The 22,366-nt window shown below is 64.4% G+C and carries 19 protein-coding genes; 11 read left to right on the top strand and 8 right to left on the bottom strand.

Annotated elements, in window-relative coordinates; all coding sequences use genetic code 11:
* Positions 1-127: 127 nt before the first annotated feature.
* The 4 genes from gspK to LPA36_RS18665 are packed head-to-tail and all read left to right on the top strand — an operon-like array spanning position 128 to position 4,095.
* A complete protein-coding gene (gspK, locus tag LPA36_RS18680; protein ID WP_228879815.1) occupies positions 128-1,408 on the top strand; it encodes a type II secretion system minor pseudopilin GspK in 1,281 nt (426 codons plus the stop codon).
* 20 nt (positions 1,409-1,428) lie between these two features.
* Complete coding sequence (gspL, locus tag LPA36_RS18675) at positions 1,429-2,793, top strand: type II secretion system protein GspL (protein ID WP_228879813.1); 1,365 nt, start codon at positions 1,429-1,431, stop codon at positions 2,791-2,793.
* Positions 2,790-3,293: a type II secretion system protein M gene (locus LPA36_RS18670; protein WP_228879811.1), complete on the top strand. Its 504-nt coding sequence runs from the start codon at positions 2,790-2,792 to the stop codon at positions 3,291-3,293. Before gspL ends, LPA36_RS18670 begins: the two co-directional genes overlap by 4 nt.
* Before the next feature lie 22 nt (positions 3,294-3,315).
* Positions 3,316-4,095, top strand: a complete 780-nt coding sequence (locus LPA36_RS18665) for a type II secretion system protein N (protein WP_228879809.1) — start codon at positions 3,316-3,318, stop codon at positions 4,093-4,095.
* Between the two features lie 38 nt (positions 4,096-4,133).
* Here the strand turns inward: LPA36_RS18665 and LPA36_RS18660 are convergent, their stop codons facing one another.
* A complete protein-coding gene (locus LPA36_RS18660) occupies positions 4,134-5,747 on the bottom strand; it encodes an efflux transporter outer membrane subunit (RefSeq protein WP_324250952.1) in 1,614 nt (537 codons plus the stop codon).
* Between the two features lie 229 nt (positions 5,748-5,976).
* On the bottom strand, positions 5,977-6,342 hold the full coding sequence (locus LPA36_RS18655) for a hypothetical protein (RefSeq protein WP_228879807.1): 366 nt from the start codon (positions 6,340-6,342) through the stop codon (positions 5,977-5,979).
* 440 nt (positions 6,343-6,782) lie between these two features.
* Between LPA36_RS18655 and LPA36_RS18650 the strand changes: the two genes are divergently transcribed.
* Entirely contained in the window at positions 6,783-8,354 is a 1,572-nt protein-coding gene (locus tag LPA36_RS18650; protein ID WP_228879804.1) for a DHA2 family efflux MFS transporter permease subunit, read from the top strand.
* 19 nt (positions 8,355-8,373) lie between these two features.
* On the opposite strand, the gene LPA36_RS18645 is transcribed toward LPA36_RS18650, so the two are convergent.
* From LPA36_RS18645 to ada, 4 genes are all read right to left on the bottom strand, one after another.
* Positions 8,374-8,874 carry a hypothetical protein gene (locus LPA36_RS18645; RefSeq protein WP_228879802.1) on the bottom strand — a complete coding sequence of 167 codons (501 nt, stop codon included), beginning with the start codon at positions 8,872-8,874 and terminating at the stop codon, positions 8,374-8,376.
* 294 nt (positions 8,875-9,168) lie between these two features.
* The gene (gene gshA, locus LPA36_RS18640; protein WP_228879800.1) at positions 9,169-10,782 is read right to left on the bottom strand and encodes a glutamate--cysteine ligase; all 1,614 of its coding nucleotides are present in this window, start codon (positions 10,780-10,782) and stop codon (positions 9,169-9,171) included.
* Positions 10,783-11,007: 225 nt separating this feature from the next.
* Positions 11,008-11,934: a DNA-3-methyladenine glycosylase family protein gene (locus LPA36_RS18635; RefSeq protein ID WP_228879797.1), complete on the bottom strand. Its 927-nt coding sequence runs from the start codon at positions 11,932-11,934 to the stop codon at positions 11,008-11,010.
* Complete coding sequence (ada, locus tag LPA36_RS18630) at positions 11,931-13,064, bottom strand: bifunctional DNA-binding transcriptional regulator/O6-methylguanine-DNA methyltransferase Ada (protein WP_228879795.1); 1,134 nt, start codon at positions 13,062-13,064, stop codon at positions 11,931-11,933. Before ada ends, LPA36_RS18635 begins: the two co-directional genes overlap by 4 nt.
* A 436-nt stretch (positions 13,065-13,500) precedes the next feature.
* On the opposite strand from ada, the gene LPA36_RS18625 reads away from it, so the two are divergent.
* On the top strand, positions 13,501-13,926 hold the full coding sequence (locus LPA36_RS18625; protein ID WP_228879791.1) for a VOC family protein: 426 nt from the start codon (positions 13,501-13,503) through the stop codon (positions 13,924-13,926).
* 35 nt (positions 13,927-13,961) lie between these two features.
* Here the strand turns inward: LPA36_RS18625 and LPA36_RS18620 are convergent, their stop codons facing one another.
* The gene (locus LPA36_RS18620; protein WP_228879789.1) at positions 13,962-14,516 is read right to left on the bottom strand and encodes a YaeQ family protein; all 555 of its coding nucleotides are present in this window, start codon (positions 14,514-14,516) and stop codon (positions 13,962-13,964) included.
* Positions 14,517-14,578: 62 nt separating this feature from the next.
* On the bottom strand, positions 14,579-15,556 hold the full coding sequence (locus tag LPA36_RS18615; protein WP_228879787.1) for a LysR family transcriptional regulator: 978 nt from the start codon (positions 15,554-15,556) through the stop codon (positions 14,579-14,581).
* Positions 15,557-15,739: 183 nt separating this feature from the next.
* Between LPA36_RS18615 and LPA36_RS18610 the strand changes: the two genes are divergently transcribed.
* The 5 genes from LPA36_RS18610 to LPA36_RS18590 form a co-directional block, all read left to right on the top strand.
* Positions 15,740-17,203, top strand: coding sequence for an aldehyde dehydrogenase family protein (locus LPA36_RS18610; protein WP_228879786.1), 1,464 nt, complete (start codon positions 15,740-15,742; stop codon positions 17,201-17,203).
* Between the two features lie 144 nt (positions 17,204-17,347).
* Entirely contained in the window at positions 17,348-18,352 is a 1,005-nt protein-coding gene (locus LPA36_RS18605) for an arabinose ABC transporter substrate-binding protein (RefSeq protein ID WP_228879783.1), read from the top strand.
* A gap of 75 nt (positions 18,353-18,427) precedes the next feature.
* Positions 18,428-19,960: an L-arabinose ABC transporter ATP-binding protein AraG gene (araG, locus tag LPA36_RS18600; RefSeq protein WP_228879780.1), complete on the top strand. Its 1,533-nt coding sequence runs from the start codon at positions 18,428-18,430 to the stop codon at positions 19,958-19,960.
* 44 nt (positions 19,961-20,004) lie between these two features.
* Positions 20,005-21,015, top strand: coding sequence for an L-arabinose ABC transporter permease AraH (araH, locus tag LPA36_RS18595; protein ID WP_228879778.1), 1,011 nt, complete (start codon positions 20,005-20,007; stop codon positions 21,013-21,015).
* A 58-nt stretch (positions 21,016-21,073) separates the two neighbouring features.
* Positions 21,074-22,366, top strand: a 1,293-nt coding sequence (locus LPA36_RS18590) for a dihydroxy-acid dehydratase (RefSeq protein WP_228879774.1), incomplete at its 3' end; no start/stop codon positions are given.

Raw genomic sequence — 22,366 nt, 5'->3', positions numbered from 1 at the left:
CTCGCGCTTTTGCCAGGCAAACCCTTCCGCGCCGCACGCAGTGCGGAGCGGGATGGATGAGCCCTTTGTCAGGGGTGATTGTTATACGGGGGACGGTCTCGTGCGCGGGCCTAAGGGGGGCTGCGCGATGACGACACTTCATGGGTTGCCATTCCCCGGCGATGACACACCGGGAAAAGACGAGTTTTCGAAGCGCCTTTCTTTTGCCTACTTTTCTTTGGCAAGGCAAAGAAAAGTAGGTGCCGCCCCGCACAGGGGCAACGCAAACAGACCGATGCGAATTCAAGGAAAGGCCAACAAAAACCCCCTGAACACCGCTCCGCGCAGAAAAAACAACAACAAAACCCAAAAAGGCGCGGCAATCATAACCGCGCTCCTGGTAGTAGCGCTCTCGGCCATCCTGGTCTCGGGCATGCTCTGGCGCCAGCAAGTACAAACCCGCAGAATCGAAAACCAGCGATTACTGGCTCAAGCCCAGTGGGTATCCCGTGGCGCGCTCGACTGGACACGCCTCATCCTCCGTTCGGAAGGCGATACCTCCGCCGGTATCACCTACCTCGGCGGCATCTGGGGTGTGCCGATCGCCAAAACACGTCTGTCAGACTTCCTCGGCCAGATCGGCGAAGTGCGCGCGGCCCAGGGCGCGGACACGTACCTTTCCGGCTCCATCGAAGACGCCCAGGCAAAATTCAACCTGCGAAACCTGGTCTCGAGCCCCGCACCCGGCGCGCTGCAACTGAACATCGAACAGATCCAGTCGTTCCAGCGCCTGCTCGCGATCCTCGGCGTCAACGGGCAACTCGCAAAGAACACCGCCGTCCAGCTACGCGCAGGCCTCGGCCAGTCCGCCACGCGCTTCCAGTCGCAATCGACTACCAGCACCACGACGCCCCAAAAAGCTGCGCAGCAAGGCGGCATCACCGGCAACAGCAATTTCACGAATCAACCCGGCCTCGGCGACAGCGAAGACAATTCCGCCACCGCTCCGCTTCAAATGACCAGCGTCGACGCGTTGCTCGACATCCCCGGCTTCACGCGCGAAACCGTCGAGCGGCTGCGCCCTTTCGTCACCGTGCTGCCCACGACGAGCGCCGTCAACATGAACACCGCCTCCGCCGAAGTGATCGCGGCCGTCGTGCCGGGGATGAGCCTGTCGAGCGCACAGGCGTTCGTCGCGCGTCGCGAGACGGTGTTCTTCCGTAACGTCGGCGACGTCCAGCTCGCGTTGCGCGGTGCAGGCGTGCAGCTTGCGGTGTATGACCCGAACATGCTCGACGTCAATACGAACTACTTTCTGATCCGCGGACGCGTTCAGCACGAACGCGCAGAAGTGGACCGCACGACGCTCGTCTATCGCGATCCATTGACTCACACTACGCGTATCGTGCGAGGGCGCGACCAGCTATGAATAACCGGAGAGACTGACCTTTGAGCACCCTGATCGTCCTGTTGCCGCCGCGTGACCCGGCGGTGCCTTCGCAGGAATGGCAACTGCCGGACATGCCGTTCCTGCTGCTCGACAAGGCGGGTCGCACGCAGCGCGCCGGCCGTTCGGCGCTCGCGCTGCTGCCGCGCGCGTCGTCGACCGTGCTGATGGTCGCCGCCCGCGATCTCCTGATGCTCGCCGCGACGGTGCCCCCGCTCAAAGGCCCGCGGCTGCGTCAGGCATTGCCAAACGTCGTCGAGGATCAACTGATCCAGGACCCGCAGACCTGTCACATCGCGCTCGATCCGCAACCGCTCGCAGCCGGCCGGCATCTGCTCGCCATCGTCGATCGCGGCTGGTTCCGGTTCGTCGTCGAAGGCTTCCAGGCCGCCGGACATCGCAACCTGCGCGCCGTCCCGGTCACGCGTTGCCTGCCGCCGGCAGTGGCAACCGAAACGGCAAACGCGCTCGAAGAAGCGGTCGCGCTCGCCGGCGCGGAGCGCGCGCCAACCCGCGCGGCAATACCCGGCACGGAGCCTGCCGCGACGCCTGTCGTCGCCGCCGTGCTGGGCCGTGTCGTCCAGACTGCCCCCGCACTGCTGATCGATTCCGCGCTCGATAGCGCAACGTCGCGTGTGGAACTGGCGATTGTGCGCGGCGTGCAGGGCGAAGGTCTGGCGGTGTCCGCCTCCGCTGTTCCCGCGACGCTCGCCGCGCTCGCGGGCGCCGCGCCCGTCACGCTTTACACGCTCACCGATCTGCCGGGCAACGAGCCGCGTCTGGCGTCGAACGCCGCGCTGGTGAGCGGCGCGCAACCGCTTTCGTTCGAGGCGCTCGCGCGCCGGGCGCTCGAATGCCGCTTCGATCTGTGCCAGTTCGAGTTCGCGTCGCAGCCGTGGCGCCTCGACCGCGCGACGCTGCGCCATCTGCGCCTGCCGCTGCTGCTGGCGGTTGCGTCGCTCGTAGTCGCGATCATCGGCGCCAATGTGCAGTGGATGATGCTCGCGCGCGAGCGCGACAACATCAACGCGCAGATGACCGAGCTGCTGCTTAACGCGTTCCCGAAAACGACCGTCGTGCTCGACGCGCCCGACCAGATGTCGCGCCAGTTGCAGCAGTTGCGCGTTGCCGCAGGCGAACTCTCGCCGGACGATTTTCTGTCGATCGCAGACCGCTTCGCCCGCTCGCTCGGCAGCATTCCAGTGAACGGCATCGCCGCGCTCGACTATCACGACCGGCGTCTCGACGTGACGTTCAAGCCCGAAGTGAAGGTGGACGCCGATCTCGACAAACGCCTCGCGCGCAACGGGCTGAACGGCGCGATCGACAGCAACACCGGCAAGTGGACCATCAGGAACGGACAATGAGAACAACACTGGCGGATACCTGGGCGGGATTCTGGGACGCGCGCTCGACGCGCGAAAAGACGCTGCTGACGTGGGGCGGCGCGGCCATTGCCGTCGCGCTTGCGTGGTCGGTGCTGTGGGTGCCGGCGCAGGAAGGTCGCGCGCATCTGCGAGAAACGCTGCCGACGATGCGTCGCCAGCTCGCCCAGATGACGGCGCAGGCGAACGATGCGCGTGCGCTCTCAGCGGCCGCGCAAGGTGTCGCGCCCACGGGCGGCGCGCTGAAAGATGCGCTCAGCGCCTCGTTGACCGACCACGGGCTTGCCGCGACCCAGATGCAGGTGATTGGCAACGCGGTGCAGATCCAGCTGAAGAACGCGTCGTTCCCGGCCTGGACGGCCTGGCTCGACGACGCGCGCAGGCAGTTCAAGGTGCAGGTCGCCGAGGCGCACGTGAGCGCGCTCAAGGACGACGGTCAGGTCGATCTGACGGCCTCGCTCCAGCCTTCGACGATCAAATGAGCGCTTACCGACAGGATCGCCGATGAATTTCTGGATGCGCCGTGCGCGCGCGGTGGTGCCGTGGGTGCTGGTTGCCGTGCTGTCGAACGTTGCCGTGCTGCTCGTGCTGCTGCCCGCCGCCTGGGTTACGCCGCAATTCGCCAAAGCAACGCGCGGGCACGTGAACCTCGTCGACCCGGCAGGTTCGCTCTGGAACGGCTCGGCGACGCTGATGCTTGCCGCGGGCGACGATCCATCCGGCGCGACGCTGCTGCCAGGCCGCATCGAGTGGCATACGGCGTTCTGGCCGCTATTTACCGGTCGCGTGCGGATGCAGATGCGCCAGACCGAGGCAATGCCCGACGCGATCACGCTCGATGCCACCATGCGTGGCGCAACGGTGACGGGCGGGAGCATCGCGGCGCCGGCCTCGCTGCTGGCGGGGCTCGGTGCACCGTTCAATACACTCGATCTGCAGGGCGACGTGCGCCTTGCATGGACCGACTGGCGCACGCTTGGCAACGAGGCGTTCGGTCAGCTCAACGTCACGCTCGCCGGGATGAGCGCGCGGGTGTCGCCCGTGAAGCCGCTTGGTTCATACCGGGTGGCGGTGCAGGCGGAAGGCGCGAGTTCGACGGTTGATCTGTCGACGCTGAAGGGGCCGTTGATGCTCGCCGGACAGGGCACCGTGCAGCAATCGCACACGTCGTTTCAGGGTACGGCCAGCGCCGCGCCCGAGCAGCGCGACAATCTCGCCGGACTGCTGAATCTGCTCGGTCGACGGACCGGCCCGGATACGGTGGCGCTAACCTTCGTCCATTGAGCGGTCGGAAGTCGCGTAGCGCGACGGGGACCGGCCGCTTACTTTTGCGCGACGACGGGCTGCTTCGCGGCGCCTTGTACCGGTGCCGGTGCCGTTGCGGCGACCGGCGCTGACGCGGCAGGTGCCGCGGCTGGCGCGGTGACGCTGCCCGTCTCGTGGTCCATCTGCGCGACGTCCCAGCCGCCGCCAAGCGCCTTCACGAGCCCCACCGATGACACCATCCGCTGGCCCGCAATCGTCGCCAGCTTCTGCTCGGCGGTGAACGCCGTGGTCTGCGCGGTCAGGACGTTGACGTAGCCCACGGTGCCGGCCTTGTACTCGTTCTCGACGATGTCGCGCGCCTGACGGGCCGAATCCACCGCCTGCTGCTGCACGACGATTTCCCGCTCGAGAATGCGCAGCGAGGCGAGGTTGTCCTCGACGTCCTGGAACGCGGCGAGCACGGTTTGCCGGTAGGTGGCGACGTTCTGGTCGTAGGTCGCGCGCGCAGCCTCGGTCTGCGCGCTACGCAGGCCGGCATCGAAGATCGTTGCCGCGAGTTGCGGGCCGAGCGTCCAGAACCGTGACGGCGCCGTAAGCAGTTGCGAAAACACCGAGCTTTCGAAGCCGCCGCTCGCCGTCAGTGTCAGCGTTGGGAAAAATGCCGCGATGGCCACGCCGATCTGTTCGTTGGCCGCCGCCGCCTTGCGTTCGGCCGAAGCAATGTCCGGCCGGCGTTCGAGCAGCGCCGAAGGCATCTGCGCCGGCACGGCGGGCGGTGTTGCGTCGAGCGGCGAAGACGGGATCGAGAACGTCGATGCCGGTTCGCCGACCAGCACGGCGATTGCATGCTCGTCCTGTGCGCGCGCGACGCCGTTGTCAATTGCGGCTGCCTGCGCGGACTGCAGTTGCGTCTGCGCCTGGATGACGTCCGAGCGCGCGATGATGCCCTGCCGGTACTGGTTCTGCGTGAGCTGCAGCGAGCGGCCGTAGGCGGCGACGGTGTCGTCGAGCAGCTTCTGCGTGGCATCGAGCGAGCGCAGCGAGAAGTACGTCTGCGCAAGCGTAGCCTGCGCCGACAGACGCGCATTGGCGAGGTCGGCCGCGGCGCCCTGCTGCCCGGCTTCCTGCGAATGCACCGTGCGGCTTACCTGGCCCCAGAGGTCCGGTTCCCAGGATGCATCGAGTCCAATGTTGTAGCTGTTGGTGATCGAGCCGGAACTGCTGATGCCGATGGACGTGCCGTTCGATCCCGTGATTGAACTCGTCGAACTGCGCGATGGCGTGCGTTGCCGCGTGCCGCCCGCCGATGCGCTGATGACCGGGAAGTATGCCGCCCTTGCTTCGCCCACGAGCGCGCGCGCCTGACGGTAAGCTGCGGCGAACTGCGCGATGGTCTGGTTCGACTGGTTCAGCTTGTCTTCGAGCGCGTTCAGCTGCGGATCGTTGTAGATCGTCCACCACGCGCCGCGATCGCCCTGGTCGGACGGTTGCGCGACTTTCCAGCCCTCGGCGGCTTCCTTGTACGACGCGGGCACCTGAACGGCAGGCCGCGTGTAATCGGGGCCGACCGCACAACCGGCGAGCGCGAGCGCCAGCATCGCGGAAGCGACGGCGAGCGTCAGGGCACGGGGCGCGACCGCAGGCGGACGCGTGGTGTGTTCAAACTGCATGCAATGAATTCCTTTCGATCCGGCCGGCCGCGCAACGGAATGCGCCGCGCTGACGCCATGACTGGCCGAAGCGCGGCAGCGCGGCGCACCGGGATGGTAGCGCACGCGTTGCATAAGACGTGGAAAACTGAAAGGGTAATGCGGCGGACGCCGCAGGTGTGTTACTGACGGTTTCGGCGTGGTTACACCGCGTTACGTCGCGCCGTTTCTCGCGGCGCGCAGCGGTACCTTAACCGCGCGAATCGCTGGTCTGGCGTGCCTGTTTGCCGGCGGCTGCGCGGCATGGCGGCGCGTCGCAGCGCGCCTGGCAGAGATGTGCGCTGGAGGGCGTGGCGCCAGCCGGCTTGCCGGCCTTGCCTGGCTGGTCGGAAGCCGAAGTCAGAAGACCGGTGGGTGCAACCGTGGCGCGATCGCGAACAGCGCGCCGATGATCGACCCATGCAAAGATCATTACCGCAATCGACCCACCCGGCAGCACGAACATGACCAGATACAGCGCCAGCTTCCACCAGCGGTTGGGCCCCGTGAAAGTCTGGAGCGCGGAACCGGTCAGGGAGCGGCTCAGGCCGCCAAGGGTGTTTTTGAGGTACAGCATTGCGGGAATCCTTAGTGCAGCGGCACATGCCGGTGCAATTCAATCGGTCAGAACATGGTCTCGGGACGGCGCAGGTCGCGCTTAACTCATTGCCTGTCATAATATTGACTATGCAATTAAATTTCAACATACTTTGCGTCACGTCCGATTGACTGTTGTTTTTTTGTTGCGGCGCGCCATCGGCAATGACGCTTCCGGGCAATCAGTGGGCTTTTCGGGGAGCGATCGGACGCCAGTGTTACGCCTGTTAGAGCTTTTCATCCAGAGCCGTCGGGCGATTGATAAATAAAGAGAAGGCGCCTTGAGGCGCCTGTTTTTTGGGCATTTATCTGTCTGGGCAGAGAGTGTCGGAGCATGCAAACAGCGCCTCGGAGCCGGTCTGAGTGCCTGTATAAGCATGCCGCGACAAGCTTTTCCCGCAGACAAAACAGGATTGGGACATGTCAGTTTCAGCTACGACCACCGCCGAAAGCGCGGCACAACCTGCCCAGCCCGCGCCGCTCGCAGGCGGCGCGCTCGCCTTGCTGACGCTCGGCCTCGCGCTTGGCACGTTCATGGAAGTGCTCGATACCTCGATTGCCAACGTTGCCGTGCCGACCATTTCCGGCAGCCTTGGCGTCGCAACCAGCGAAGGCACCTGGGTAATTTCGTCCTATTCGGTGGCCTCGGCGATCGCCGTGCCGTTGACGGGCTGGCTCGCGCGTCGCGTCGGCGAGGTACGTCTCTTCACGCTCTCCGTGCTGCTTTTCACGATTGCTTCGGCGATGTGCGGCCTCGCGCAGAATTTCGAGTCGCTGATCGCGTTCCGGCTGCTGCAGGGGCTCGTGTCCGGTCCGATGGTGCCGCTGTCCCAGACCATCCTGATGCGCTCGTACCCGCCCGAAAAGCGCGGGCTCGCACTCGGGCTGTGGGCGATGACGGTGATCGTCGCGCCGATCTTCGGCCCGGTGATGGGCGGATGGATCACCGACAACTACACGTGGCCGTGGATCTTCTATATCAACGTGCCGATTGGTCTGTTCTCGGCGGTATGCGCGTTTTTTCTGTTGCGCGGCCGCGAAACGAAGACGACGAAGCAGCGTATCGACGCCGTCGGTCTCACGCTGCTTGTGATCGGCGTGTCGTGCCTGCAGATGGTTCTGGACCTCGGCAAGGATCGCGACTGGTTCAACTCGAACTTCATCGTCGCACTCGCGCTTGTCGCGGTAGTGTCGATCGCGTTCATGCTCGTGTGGGAGATGACGGAAAAGGAACCCGTCATTGATCTTTCGCTTTTCAGGGACCGCAACTTCGCGCTGGGCGTGCTGATCATTTCGTTCGGCTTCATGGCGTTCTTCGGCTCGGTGGTGATCTTTCCGCTCTGGTTGCAGACGGTGATGGGCTACACCGCGGGCCTCGCCGGCCTCGCGACGGCGCCGGTCGGTCTGCTGGCGCTCGTGCTCTCGCCGCTGCTCGGGCGCAACATGCACCGGCTCGATCTGCGGATGGTGGCGAGCTTCGCGTTTTGCGTGTTCGCGTTCGTATCGCTGTGGAACTCGACGTTCACGCTCGATGTGCCGTTCAATCACGTGATCTGGCCGCGGCTTGTGCAGGGCATTGGCGTCGCGTGTTTCTTCGTGCCGATGACGACGATCACGCTCTCCAGCGTGCCCGACGAACGGCTCGCGAGCGCGTCTGGTCTGTCGAATTTTTTCCGGACCCTGTCGGGTGCGATCGGCACCGCAGTGAGCACGACGTACTGGGAAAACGACGCGATCTATCACCACGCGGTGCTGTCGGAATCGGTCAGCGCGTATTCGTCGAATACGACCGCGTATAGCGGCGCGCTGTCGAACCTCGGCATCGCCGGCCAGGGCATCACGGCGCAGATCAACCAGATCGTCACGCAGCAGGGCTACATGATGGCGACCAATGACTTCTTCAGGATCTCGTGCGCCGGTTTTCTGGTGCTGGCGGTTCTCGTATGGATCACGAAGCCGCGGAAAGGCGCGTCCGCTTCGATGGGACACTGACCATCTTGCGCCACCCGGCTCACTGCGTTACGGGTTCGCCGGTTGGCGCGTGAGTTGATTGCGCAGGCCCGGTTTCGAGCTGCGTCGTTGCTGCGGGCGCTGACGCGGGTTGCTGTCCAGCCGGGCTCGCGTTCGCCGCGCCGCCACGCACGAAGCGCTTGAAACTCGCGCCGGCTTCCCACGGGTTGGGCTTGCAACCCATTGCGCTGTCGCAATGCGCCGCGAAGCCGATCGTCGCGGTGCCGTCCTTGTTGTCCGTCTTCGTGATCTGGTAAGCGAGCGCGCGTTTTCCGCCATCCGGGCCGGCAGTCTGGATGAGCGTGTCGCTGACCGATTGCAGCCCGTAACTCGATTCCTGTGTGACCCACGTCTGCGCCCGCTTCCACCACATATCGCACTCGGTCCTGTTCGCGCAGGTAAGGGGCGCGGTTGCGATCTGCAATGTGTCGGGATCGACCTGACCGCTGGTCGAACAGCCTGCGGCGAGCGCGCAAAGGGCAGCCAGCAGAGCTTTCTTCATCGGGTTTTCATCCTCCCTTTGTTGATTCGGGCGAGGCGACTGACTTCACGTCGCGCGTCGCCTCACATCAGGTCATGAAAGTTTGACCGGGGCCAGTCGACGTCGTTTCATACGCGACGCTGTATAGCCCGACAGGAGGAGAAAATTGCCGATCGCATCCGTCGATGCAGGGTCACACGGGTATTCGTTACCTGCACCGGCATCGTGTCGTTTGCGCGAGCTGAAACGATGAAGGGCAGCGTTGCGCTGCCCTTCCTGTGATGCTTCGTTAGCCGGGCGTGGCGCCCGCTGCGGTCACACGCTGAAGCGGTTCAACGTGTATGCGCGATACGCGGCGACGAAGGCGTCGAACGAGCCGACTTCCTCGCGTTCGAGCGTTGCCTGCTCTTCCAGCGACTTCGCGGCCAGCGCGGCGAACGCCTGCGCCTCGTCGGTGGGCAACGGACGCGCAAGAAACGCCGCAGCATGCGCGGCGCTTTGTGCGAGTCCAAATTCCAGGAAGCTCTGCTTGTGGTCGCGCATGGTTTGCAGCACGCGCGCCGACGGCGTGAGCGACGCATCGGCGAGCTTCGCGCGTTGGGTCGCGACTGCGCGAGCGTGCGCGTTATCGCCGCGGATGGCATCCAGCGCCGCGGCGGCTTCGTCAATCTTCACGAACAGTTCGTTCGCCCAGTCGAGCATCGGAACCGGCTTGCCATCGCGCACCAGTTCGAGCGCGGGCTTGCGCCCTTCCATCGTGACGCGGCCAAAGTTCCGGTTCGCTTCCGCGTAGGCGTCGGGCGGCAGCGCGGCGCTGTCGTCGAGTGCGCAGACGAGCAGATAGGCGTCGAGAAAGCGCGCCGTTTCCAGCGAGATGCCGACCGGGTCGAAGGGATCGATATCCATGCAGCGCACTTCGACGTATTGCACACCGCGCGCGGCCAGCGCATGCAACGGGCGCTCGCCCGGATACGTGACGCGCTTCGGACGGATCGTCGAGTAGAACTCGTTTTCGATCTGCAGGACGTTCGTGTTGATCTGCACCCACTCGCCGTCGCGCTGCGTGCCAATTGCTTCGTACGGCGGATACGGCTGGCTGACGGCCTTCGCGAGCGCGTCGAGGTAGCCGGGCAACGTGTCGTAGTCGGCGTGCAGCGCGGCCTGCGCCGTCGTGTTCGAATAGCCGAGATCGCTCATCCGCAGACTCGTGGCGTACGGGCGATACAGCGTGTCGGCGTCGAAGGTCTCGAGGTTATGTTCGCGCTCGCGCAGGAAGCGCCGGTCGAGCGCGGGCGAAGCGCCGAACAGGTACATCAGCAGCCAGTTCGTGCGACGGAAATTGCGGATCAGCGCGAGATAACGCTCCGACTGGAAGTCGACCGCATTCGCCGTCGATTGCTGGTCGGCATGCAGCAGACGCCACACTTCTTCGTTTAGCGAATAGTTGTAGTGAATGCCCGCGATGCACTGCATCGTGCGGCCATAACGCAGCGAGAGGCCAACGCGATATACATACTTCAGCTTGCCGATATTCGACGTGCCGTAATGCGCGATCGGGATTTCATCGTCGGCGGGCAGCACGCCCGGCATCGAGTTGTTCCAGAGGATTTCGTCGCCGAGTTCGGCGTAGACGAAACGATGCAGCTCATCGAGCTTGTCGAGCGTGATGCTGACGTCTTTCTCGGCGGGCGTGATCAGTTCGATCAGCGCTTCGGAATAGTCGGTCGTCAGCGACGGATGCGTGAGCGCCGAGCCCAGCGCGCGTGAATGAGGCGTCATCGCGAGATGACCGTCCTGCGTCACGCGCAGGCTTTCTTTTTCGATGCCGCGCAGACCGGTCGTCAGCGCGTCGCGCTGCGGGCCGGAAGTCAGCACGGACAGGCGGTGCGATAGTGCGTCGGTCGTGCGGATGGGAGTCGTGTTGGGCATTGATGCAGGTCGTGCGCTGTCGGTGCGTGGTGCTACCGGCAACGATCGGCGGAATTTTCAGTAGCGGGCACTTTAACATCTCGCCAGGAAGGCCGCTCGTGGCGCCTCTGGCGGTGCTTCCAGCGGTTCGGGACTCCCTTCACGCCGCGATTTTCACTTTTGTCGTGCTGCCGGGTAATCCCTCTTGCCGCTCTGTTCACTGACCGCTTAACGCCCCATCGACCCCTACCCGCCGCGCGCGCCCTGTGCGCGGTCGGCGACCTCATTCCACAGATGCATCGCCGCATACGCGCGCCACGGACGCCAGGCCTCGGTGCGTGCGCGTTGCTGCGCCGGACGCACGAGCGCCGGATCGCGCGCGGCGATGGCCTGCATCAGCACGAGATCGAGTGCCGGCCACGCGTCGGCGTCGCGCCAGGCGCGCATTGCGACGTATTCGACGGTCCAGGGCCCGATGCCCGGCAACGCGAGGAGCGCCGCACGCATGGCAACGGGATCGACGATCGCGGCGTCGTCGACCGGCACCGCACCCGACGCCACCGCCTGCGCAAAACCCTGCAACGCGGCGATGCGCTTGCCTGGCATGCCTATCTGTGCAAGATCGACGGAAGCGAGCGCCGCCGGCGTCGGAAAGCGCCACGCCGTACTTTCGTAGGCATGGCCTTCGATGCGCAGACCGGCCCGCTGCACGAGCCTTCCGATGATCGTGGTGGCGGCCTTGACGCTGACCTGCTGGCCGACGATTGCCCGCACAACCAGTTCGAAGCCCGACCATGCACCCGGCACACGCAGCCCCGGCGCAGCTTCGACGAGCGGCGCGAGCCACGGGTCATCCGCGAAATGCGCGCGGATCGCGGCCGGGTCGGCGCGCAGGTCGAACATTCGTCCGATTGGCGTTGCGAGCGCCTCGGCATGCTGCCCCACGGCACCTTCAAGGCTCGCCACGATGCAACGTTTCTTCGGATGAAGACGGACGGTGAGCGTGCCGCTGTCGCCGGCCCATTCGATGGCGCGCCGGTAGGCGCCTTCTTCGACTGCTTCGACGCCTGGCGTCGCGCGCCCTGCGAAAAAGCGCAGGACGCGCGGCCAGTCGAACGGTGGCTTGAACGGCAGTTCAAGCGTGACAGCGGCGAGTGGAGCGGTCGTACTCAAGCGACGCGATCCAGATCGTGGGTTTCAGCCGGCGCGGATGATCCGCCAGAGCTTTCGGTGCCTGCACGACGCGCTTCGGCTTCCAGCAGCGCGGCCTTGCGTGGCAGGCCCCAGCGATAGCCGGCGAGCGCGCCGCCCTTCTGCACGACCCGATGGCAGGGAATCGCGAGCGCCACGGGGTTCGTCGCGCAGGCGCTGGCGACGGCGCGCACGGCGCGCGGCGAGCCGACCGCTTCGGCGATATCGGAATAGCTGCGCGTTTCGCCGTACGGAATGTGGCGCAGTGCGTCCCAGACCCGCAGCTTGAACGCGGTTGCCGCGATATCCAGTGGCAGATCGATCTGCTGCCGGCTGCCGCGCAGATACGCGTCGATCTGCGCGATAAATGGCATGAGTGGCGCGGCTTCTTCGCGCAGTTGCGCATTGGCGAATTCCGCGCGCAGTTCGTCGACGAGCGGCCCCGTATCGTCGCCGAAAGCGATCTTGCAGATGCCTTTATCCGTGGCGGCCACGAGCACGTAACCCAGCGACGTCGACGCGCTGGCATAGCGCACCACAAGCCCCGCTCCCTTGCGGCGGTACGCGGAAGGCGCCATGCCGAGTTCGGCCGGCGCGGTGTCGTACATGCGCGACGGCGAGCCGAAGCCGGCGTCGACCGTGGCGCGCGTGACGTCTTCGCCACGCCGGAGTGCGTCGCGCAGCGCGGCGCCGCGCTGCGCCGCCTGATATTCGCGCGGCGACACGCCCATTACGCGCTTGAAGAGGCGCTGCAGGTGAAACGGGCTGACGTGCACGGCCTCGCCCAGTTGCGCGAGCGTGAGGCGCTGCTGCGGATCGGCGTCGAGCGCCGCGCACGCGCGGTTCACGATCTCGATGTCGCGCGGCAGACGGCCGGGCTGGCAGCGCTTGCAATCCCGGTAGCCGGCGGCACGGGCGGCCTCCGCCGTGTCGAAGAATTCGACGTTTTCGCGACGCGGCGGCCGCGACGCGCACGAAGGGCGGCAGAAAACGCCCGTTGTGCGGACGGCAAAGAAGAATGCGCCATCAGCTTCCGTACGGCGTTCCATGACGGCGGCCCAGCGTTGGATGTCGGTGGACCAGGTGGTACGAAGGGTATTCGAGGTGTTCATGACGTTTCCGACAGGACGGTTTCGATGTTCACCAATGTAGTCGGCATCCCCTCACCCTACGCTCCGGTTCTTGCTCTGTCATTTCGTCCGTTCGGCCAGCAGACGGGCGTTTGTCCGACGCGCCGTAAGTAATATGCGACAAATTGCCATTTCCTCGGGTTTTCCCTTAAAAAGTTATTGCATCGCACCAGGCCATTGTGTATAGTCGTCTCTGTCTCCTCCATGTCTCCTCCTGATATGGATTCAGCCCGCTCCCAGTGAGCGGGCTTTTTTTTGCCTGTTTTTCCCGCGTGTGTTCGCTGTCCAGGCCCGCCGGGCGGCCCCGTCGGCCGGCAGGCCTCTTGTTGCGCTTTCCCTTCACGCGCGGCGTCCTGCTCTCCTACACTCGTAGACTGCCATCCCGCGACAACCGGGTCAGAACGAAGGAGAGATTCCCATGAAGTTTCATATTCGCGAGATCGATCATGTCGTCATCAGGGTGCGCGATCCCGAGGCGATGACGCGGTTTTACTGCGACGTGCTCGGCTGCAATGTCGAGAAAGAGCAGCCGGATATCGGCCTCACGCAGTTGCGCGCCGGGCGCTCGCTGATCGACCTGCTGAGAACAGGCGGCCCGATCGACCGTCCGGAGAGCGGCTCGCCGGATGCCGGGCGCAATATGGATCACCTCTGCCTGCGCATCGAGCCGTTCGACGTCGACGCGCTCAAGGCCCATCTGGCCGCGCATGGCGTACAGCCCGGTGAGCAGGCGCTGCGATACGGCGCGGATGGATACGGGCCGTCACAGTATCTGTTCGATCCGGAAGGCAACATGGTCGAACTGAAAGGGCCGCCCGAGGCAGCGCGCTCCAACACACTGTAGATGCCTGATAGAGCGCCGCGGCCCGCACGTAGACCTCAGGCGCCGGCAGGCGCCTTCAGCACCGACCACTCGATGGGTACCGGGTCAGCGGCGGAACTGCCGAGCCATGCGGCGCCGTCCTGCACCGTGCATTGCAGCCGCATCGTTCGTTCGGCGAGACTGCCGAGCGATGCCGCCACGCCTTCGCCAAGCGACCACACCGTCACGTTGCGCAGCCGTTCCACCTTGCTGCGCACGCCTTGCCACCAGATATCGGACGTGCGTCCGCCATACGCGATGACGATCACGTCGTTTGCGCGCCCGCTTGCCTTCGCGATGCGGCGCTCGTCTGGCTGCCCGACGTCGATCCAGGTTTCGATCGCGCCTGTCAGATCCTTTTGCCAGAGATCCGGCTCGTCGGTGTCCGAGAGGCCCTTGCAGAATTCGAGGCGTTCCTGTGCGAAGAGCGCAAAAGCGGCGACGCGGACCATCATTCTGTCGTCGGTTTCGGACGGATGGCGGGCGATCGTCAGCTGATGGTCGGCGTAATAGTGCCGGTCCATGTTGGCGATCTGGAGTTCAGCCTTGTAAATCGTCGATTTGATAGCCATGCAACGTTTTCAGCCCGCTCGCACGGGCGTTTCAGGATAGGAATCAGAGAGCGGACCGCCGTCTAGCGGGCCGCCGAGGCGTCGAACGGGCCGCCGTACACCTCTGCGGCAGCCGCTCGCAGTGCGTCGAGCACGACCGAAGCCGCGGGCGAAAGCAGATGCGACTGGCGCGTGATGATACCGAAAGCATCCATCCGGTATGGCAGTTCGATCGGCAGGCGCTTCAGCACACCGTACTGCTGATACTGTCGCGTCACTTCGTCGGGTAACACGGCGAGCATGTCGCTTTGCAGAAGCAGGCTCGCGATTGCCAGAAAATTGTTCGTGTTCACCACGTTCTGCGGCGGGTTCAGGCCGATCTGCGAAAACATCATGTCGAACCGGTGACGCAGCACGCTCCCGGGCGGATGCAGCACCCAGCCGGCGTTCACGATGCCGCGCAACGTCAGCCCGGTTTCACCTTCGAGTGGATGGCCGGGCCGTGCGACAACGCACAGCGGCTCGTCGGCGAGCGGCTCGTAGTGAATCTCCGTCTTGAGCTGGTCCTGCCGCTCCAGCACGCGACCGATCATGATATCGAGTTCGCCTTCAGCGACGCGCGGCAACATCACGTCCGACGTTTCGACCTGCACCCAGATCTGCAGTTGTGGGTATTGCGCCTTCACGTTCGCGATCGCGCGCGGCACCATCGTCGCGGCCGCCGCCGCGATCACGCCGATGCGCACCTGCCCCGCAAGCCCTTCGCGTAAGGCCGATATTTCATCGTGCGCGTGACTCAGGTTTGACAGCACCATCCGCGCGTGCCGGATCATTACTTCGCCGTAGAGCGTGGCGTGCATGCCGTGCGGCGTGCGATCGAACAGGCTGACGCCGAGCATGTCTTCGAGTTCCTTCAGCAACCGCGATGCTGCGGGCTGCGTCATGCCCAGCACATCGGCGGCGCGGCGCACGTTGCCTTCTTCTTCCATCGCCGCGAGCAGCAGCAGCTGCCGTGTCTTCAACCGCGCGCGCACAAACCAGTTCGAATAGCTGCGGGTCATTGCGTGTCTCGCTCCGTTGTCGCTGTCGTGCCTTGAAGCGCCGGAAATGATCCGCGGCGCGACAGGGCGAAAACAGTCGTGTCATACCAGAAACGATATCACGATGTCCCAAAAAGGGATTGGAAAGTTATTGCGCCGACTCATACCATTCGTGGACTTTCAGCGAACCGGCAGTGTGCATCGATGAATCGCGACTTTCTCGTCCCCCTCGTTTCGGGTCCATTCCGGCACTACATCAATGGTGCGTGGGAATCGGGCGCGACGACCGGGCTGTCGCTGAATCCGTCCGATCTCGACGATCCGGTGGGCGAATATGCGCGCGCCGATGCCCGTCAGACCGACGCCGCGATCGAGGCTGCAAGCGCCGCGTTTCGCGAGTGGTCGCTCGCTTCGATCCAGCGCCGCGCCGATTCGCTCGATGCGATCGGCAGTGAAATCCTCGCGCGCAAGGACGAACTCGGCCGTCTGCTGGCACGCGAAGAAGGCAAGACGCTACCGGAGGCCATCGCCGAAGCGACACGTGCCGGGCAGATCTTCAAGTTCTTCGCGGGCGAAGCGTTGCGCATTCCCGGCGAGCATGTAGCGTCGGTGCGTAACGGAATCGATATCGACGTGACGCGCGAGCCCGTTGGCGTGATCGGCATCATCGCGCCGTGGAATTTCCCGCTTGCCATTCCTGCGTGGAAGATCGCACCCGCCCTCGCCTATGGCAACTGCGTCGTCTTCAAGCCGGCCGAAACTGTGCCGGCGTGCGCAGCGGCGCTGGCCGGCATCATCAATCGCGCCGGGCTGCCGGCGGGCGTGTTCAACCTCGTGATGGGCAGCGGGCGCCAGGTCGGCGAACGGATCGTCGCGAGTCCGCTCGTGCAGGCGATCAGCTTCACCGGCTCGGTGACGACGGGCACGCGCGTGCTGAAGGCGGCCGCCGCGCGCCAGGCGCGCGTGCAACTGGAGATGGGCGGCAAGAATCCACTCGTCGTGCTGAACGACGCCAATCTGGACATCGCCGTCGACGCCGCGTTGAACGGTGCGTTCTTTTCGACCGGACAGCGCTGCACGGCGTCGTCGCGGCTGATTGTCGAGCGCGGTGTGTTCGAGCCGTTCGTCGCGGCGCTCAAGGCGAAACTCGCCGCGCTCACGGTCGATCACGCGCTCAAGCGCGGCACCGACATCGGCCCGATCGCGAACGAACAGCAACTCGACGTGACGCTCGATTACCTGCGCGCCGGGCGCGAAGAAGGCGCGGAACTCGTGGCGGGCGGCCGCCAGCTTGAACGCGCGACGCGCGGCTACTACGTCGAACCCGCGCTCTTCATCGGCGAACCGGGCCATCGCATTGCGCGCGAGGAGATTTTCGGACCGGTCGCCGTCACGTTTCCCGCCGACGACTACGACCACGCGCTGCATCTCGCGAACGACACGCCATTCGGACTGTGCGCGGGCATCTGCACGCAGTCGCTGAAATACGCGCGGCATTTCAGGCGCCACAGCCAGGCCGGCATGGTGATGGTGAATCTCCCGACTGCCGGCGTCGACTATCACGTGCCGTTCGGTGGACGAAAAGGCTCGAGTTACGGACCCCGCGAGCAGGGCACGTACGCCGCGGAGTTCTACACGACTGTGAAAACCGCCTACGTCGCAGGTTGAACGCGCGCGCTGGAGCATGAACCAGCGCCGCACGCGAGGTGGCACACCGGCGCACGCGGGCACCCGGATCCGCATGCGTCTGCATTGACCGGCTGCAATCCGCCAGTAAGGCATGCAGCTTTAATAATCGAAGGAGACAGACCTGTGAATCACAAGCTTCGCCGTTTGACGCTGTCCGCGATGGCCGCGGCCGCCCTCGCCGCCCCGTTTGCTTTCCATATGTCGGCCCAGGCCGACGAACCGCTGAAGATCGGCTTCCTCGTGAAGATGCCCGAGCAGGCATGGTTCATCAACGAACAGAAAGCCGCTACGACGCTCGGCCAGAAAGAAAACTTCTCGGTCGTGAATATCGGTACGCCCGATGGCGAAAAAGTGCTGGCCGCGATCGATAATCTCGGCGCTCAGGGCGCGAAAGGCTTCGTGATCTGCGCGCCCGACGTGCGCCTCGGACCGGCCATTCAGGCGCGTGCGAAGCGCTACAACATGAAGTTCGTCACGGTCGACGACCAGCTCGTCGACTCGACCGGCAAGCCGCTCGCGAACGTGCCGCACCTTGGCATGTCCGCGTTCAAGATCGGCAACCAGGTCGGTCAGGCGATTTCGGATGAAATGAAGCGCCGTGGCTGGAAGCCGGAAGAAGTCGGCGCGCTGCGCATCACGAACTACGAACTGCCGACGGCAAAGCTGCGCACCGACGGCGCGACGCAATCGCTGCTCGCAGGCGGCTTCAAGAAGGAAAACATCTTCGATGCGCCGCAAAAGACGACGGACGACGAAGGCGGCTTTAACGCTTCGTCGCCGGTGCTGGCGCAGCATCCGAACATCAAGAAGTGGGTGGTCTTCGCGCTCAACGAAGAAAGCGTGCTGGGCGGCGTACGCGCCACCGAACAGCTGCACATCCCTTCGGCGGATGTGATCGGCGTGGGCATCAACGGCGCGGGCGAAGCGTTCGCCGAGTTCCAGAAGAAGGAACCGACGGGCTTCTACGGCACGATCGCCGTCAGCTCGACGAACCACGGCAAGGACAGCACGGAGAACCTCGTCGAGTGGATCCAGAAGGGCAAGCAACCGCCGGCCGATACGCAGACGACCGGCAAGCTGATGGTGCGCAATAACTGGCAGCAGGTGCGTCAGGAACTGGGTATCTAAGGATGCATGCGCGAGGCGCGCGGCGCGGCGGGTGTCGCGTGCCTCGCTCCTCGCTCCATCAGCAAGAGGCATTCGATGACCGCTTTATCTCAAGAGGAAACGACGGCGGCCGATCCGCGCGCCGTCGATCCGTATCTCCAGCTCGAAGGCATTACCGTGCGCTTTCCGGGCGTGCTCGCGCTCGATCAGGTGTCGCTTGGCGTGCGGCGCGGCGAAGTGCATGGCCTCATGGGCGAAAACGGCGCGGGCAAATCGACGCTGCTGAAGGTGCTGTCGGGCGTGAATCATCCCGAAGCGGGCGTGCTGTCGTTGAACGGTGTCGAACAGCAGTTCGCCACGACGAAGGCGGCTATCGAAGCCGGCGTCGCGATCATCTATCAGGAACTGCATCTCGTACCGGAACTGACGGTCGCCGAAAACCTGATGCTCGGCGCGCTGCCGAACCGCTTCGGCGTGCTCGACGAGAAAGCGCTGATCAAACGCGCGATCCACGAACTCGACCGGCTCGGCGAGAAGATCGATCCGTCGATGCAGGTGAAGCATCTGTCGATCGGTCAGCGGCAGATGATCGAAATCGGCAAGGCGCTGATGCGCGACGCGCGCGTGATCGCGTTCGACGAGCCCACGAGCTCGCTGTCGTCACGCGAGACGGAGCAGCTTTTCCGCATCATCCGTGCGTTGAAGGCCGAAGGCCGCGCGATCGTCTACGTCACGCACCGGATGGACGAAGTCTATGAACTGTGCGACCGCGTCACCGTGTTTCGCGACGGACGCCGCATCGAAACATTCGGCGACGTCGACGGGCTCGATCGCGACCGGCTCATCAGCTGCATGGTGGGCCGCTCGATCAGCGACGTGTATGGCTATCGCGCGCGCGACGTGGGCGCCGTGCAACTCGACGTCAAGGGACTGATGGGACCGGGCCTTTCGGAGCCGGCTTCTTTCGCGGCGCGCGCGGGCGAAATCGTCGGCTTCTTTGGTCTTGTCGGTGCGGGGCGTTCAGAGCTGATGAAGCTGATCTATGGCGCGGTCAAACCCACGGCCGGCGAAGTCACGTTGAAGGGCAAACGCGTGCAGTTCGCGACACCGCGCGATGCGGTGCGTGCAGGTGTGGCGCTGTGTCCGGAAGATCGCAAGCAGGAAGGTATTGTCACGATCGCTTCGGTGTCGGACAACCTGAACATCAGCTGCCGCCGCCACTTCAGCCGCTTCAATGTGCTCAACGGCCGCAAGGAAGCGCAAACCGCGAAGGAATACATCGCAAAGCTCGCGATCAAGACGCGCAGCGGCGACACGGCGATCGGCACGCTTTCGGGCGGCAACCAGCAGAAGGTAATCCTGTCGCGCTGGCTCGCCGAGGAAATCGATGTGTTTCTGATGGACGAGCCGACGCGTGGCATTGACGTCGGCGCACGCAGCGAAATATATGGGCTGCTGTACGGACTCGCCGAAGCGGGCCGCACGGTGATCGTCGTGTCGAGCGATCTCGCGGAAGTGATCGGCGTTGCCGACCGCGTGCTCGTGATGAAGGAAGGCCGCATCACGGGCGACCTGCCCAAGGCGCAGGCAACGCCCGACGCGCTCATCAAGCTCGCGCTACCGCGCTGACACATCGGCGCGCGAATCAGGCAACCGAAACGGGAACAGACAATATGCAAACGCAATCCACCAATTCTTCTGCGCCGCCGCCGCCGGGCGCGTCGGCTGGCGTCAGCGCACGCGCGGCGCGCACGTGGGATCTCATCAACAAGTCCGGCATCGTGATGGTGTTTCTCATCCTGTTCACGGTGCTGGCGCTGACCGTGCCGGGCTTCATCAGCTCGCGCAATATCCAGGGGCTGTTGCTGTCGGTCACGTTGATCGGCTCGATTTCCGTGACGATGATGTTCGTGCTTGCACTCGGCGAAGTCGACCTTTCGGTGGCGTCGATTGTCGCGTTTTCGGGCGTGGTGGCGTCGACGCTGATTACCGCGACGCATAGCGTCGTGCTCGGCGTGACCGCCGGCGTGCTGGCCGGCGGCGCGGTCGGGCTCGTGAACGGCGTGCTGGTGGCGCGCTACAGGATCAACTCGCTGATCGTCACGCTCGCGATGATGGAAGTCGTGCGCGGCCTCGCGTTCATCACGTCGAACGGCGACGCGGTGATGATCTCCGAAGAAAGCTTTTTCGACCTCGGTGGCGGTTCGTTCCTCGGCATTTCGTATCCGATCTGGAGCAACATCGTCGGCTTCGTGCTGTTCGGTTTCCTGCTGAAGAAGACCGTGTTCGGCAAGAACGTACTGGCCGTCGGTGGCAACAGCGAAGCGGCTTTGCTCGCGGGGTTGCCGGTGACGCGCATCAAGGTCACCGTGTTCGTGCTGCAGGGGCTCGTGACCGGCTTCGCGGGCGTGATGCTCGCGTCGCGGATGAGCCTCGGCGATCCGAAGACATCGGTGGGTCTCGAACTCGGCGTGATTTCCGCCTGCGTGCTCGGCGGCGTGTCGCTGACGGGCGGCGTGGCGACGATTTCCGGCGTGCTCGTCGGCGTATTGATCATGGGCTCGGTGCAGGACGCAATGAGCCTGATGAACGTGCCGACTTTCTATCAATACCTGATTCGCGGCGGAATTCTGCTGCTCGCGGTGCTGTTCGACCAGTACCGCCGCAGCAAACGCGTGCACTGACGCGCGTGCCTCCCGCACCCATTGGCGCCCGCCGCAACGGAAATAACAGGAGCTTTTTATGGCTGATTCCAAAAAAAACGCGAAGCCGCTTCGCAGCCAGGCCTGGTTCGGCCTGAAGGATCGCGATGGTTTTCTGCACCGCTCGTGGATGAAAAACCAGGGCATCCCGCACGACGAATTCGATGGTCGTCCGGTCATCGGCATCTGCAATACGTGGTCGGAACTCACGCCGTGTAATTCGCATTTTCGGGAACTCGCGGAGTACGTGAAGAAAGGCGTTTACGAAGCGGGCGGCCTGCCGCTCGAGTTTCCGGTGATGTCGCTCGGCGAAACGAATCTGCGCCCTACTGCAATGCTGTTCCGCAATCTCGCATCGATGGATGTCGAAGAATCGATTCGCGGCAATCCGATGGATGGCGTGATCCTGCTCGTCGGTTGCGACAAGACGACGCCGGCGCTGCTGATGGGCGCGGCATCGTGCAACCTGCCCGCGCTCGCGGTCTCCGGCGGCCCGATGTTGAACGGCCGCTTTCGCGGCAAGAACATCGGCTCGGGCACGGGCGTCTGGCAGATGTCGGAGGAAGTACGCGCCGGCACGATGACACAGGAAGAATTCACGGAAGCCGAATCGTGCATGAACCGCTCGCGCGGTCACTGCATGACGATGGGCACGGCGTCTACGATGGCCTCGATGGTCGAGTCGCTCGGCATGGGCCTGCCGCACAACGCCGCGATTCCGGCGGTGGATGCGCGCCGTCAGGTGCTCGCGCACCTGGCCGGGCGCCGCATCGTCGACATGGTTCGTGAAGACCTGACGATGGACAAGATCCTCACGCGCCAGGCCTTTGAAAACGCGATCCGCACGAATGCGGCGATTGGCGGCTCGACGAATGCGGTCGTTCACCTGATCGCGCTCGCGAAGCGCATCGGCGTGGAATTGTCGCTCGAAGACTGGGAACTCGGTTCGAACGTGCCGTGCCTCGTGAACCTGCAGCCTTCCGGCGAGTATCTGATGGAAGACTTCTATTACGCAGGCGGTCTGCCGGCGGTGCTGAAGCAACTCGGCGAACAGGGCCTGCTGCATCGCGATGCGCTGACTGTCAACGGCAAGACGATCTGGGACAACGTGTCCAGCGCGCCCAATTACGACGAAAAGGTCATCACGACGTTCGCCGAGCCGTTCAAGCCGAAGGCAGGCATCGCGGTGCTGAAGGGCAATCTCGCGCCGAATGGTGCGGTGATCAAGCCATCGGCGGCTACCGCTTCATTGCTCAAGCATCGCGGCCGCGCGGTGGTATTCGAAAACGTCGAGGAACTCCATGCGAAGGTCGACGACGATTCGCTCGATATC

Origin of the sequence: Paraburkholderia saeva (assembly GCF_907164555.1) — a bacterium.
GTDB lineage: Bacteria > Pseudomonadota > Gammaproteobacteria > Burkholderiales > Burkholderiaceae > Paraburkholderia > Paraburkholderia saeva.
The sequence above is the reverse complement of the archived record's forward strand: the minus strand, read 5'-3'. Positions and strand labels throughout refer to the sequence as shown.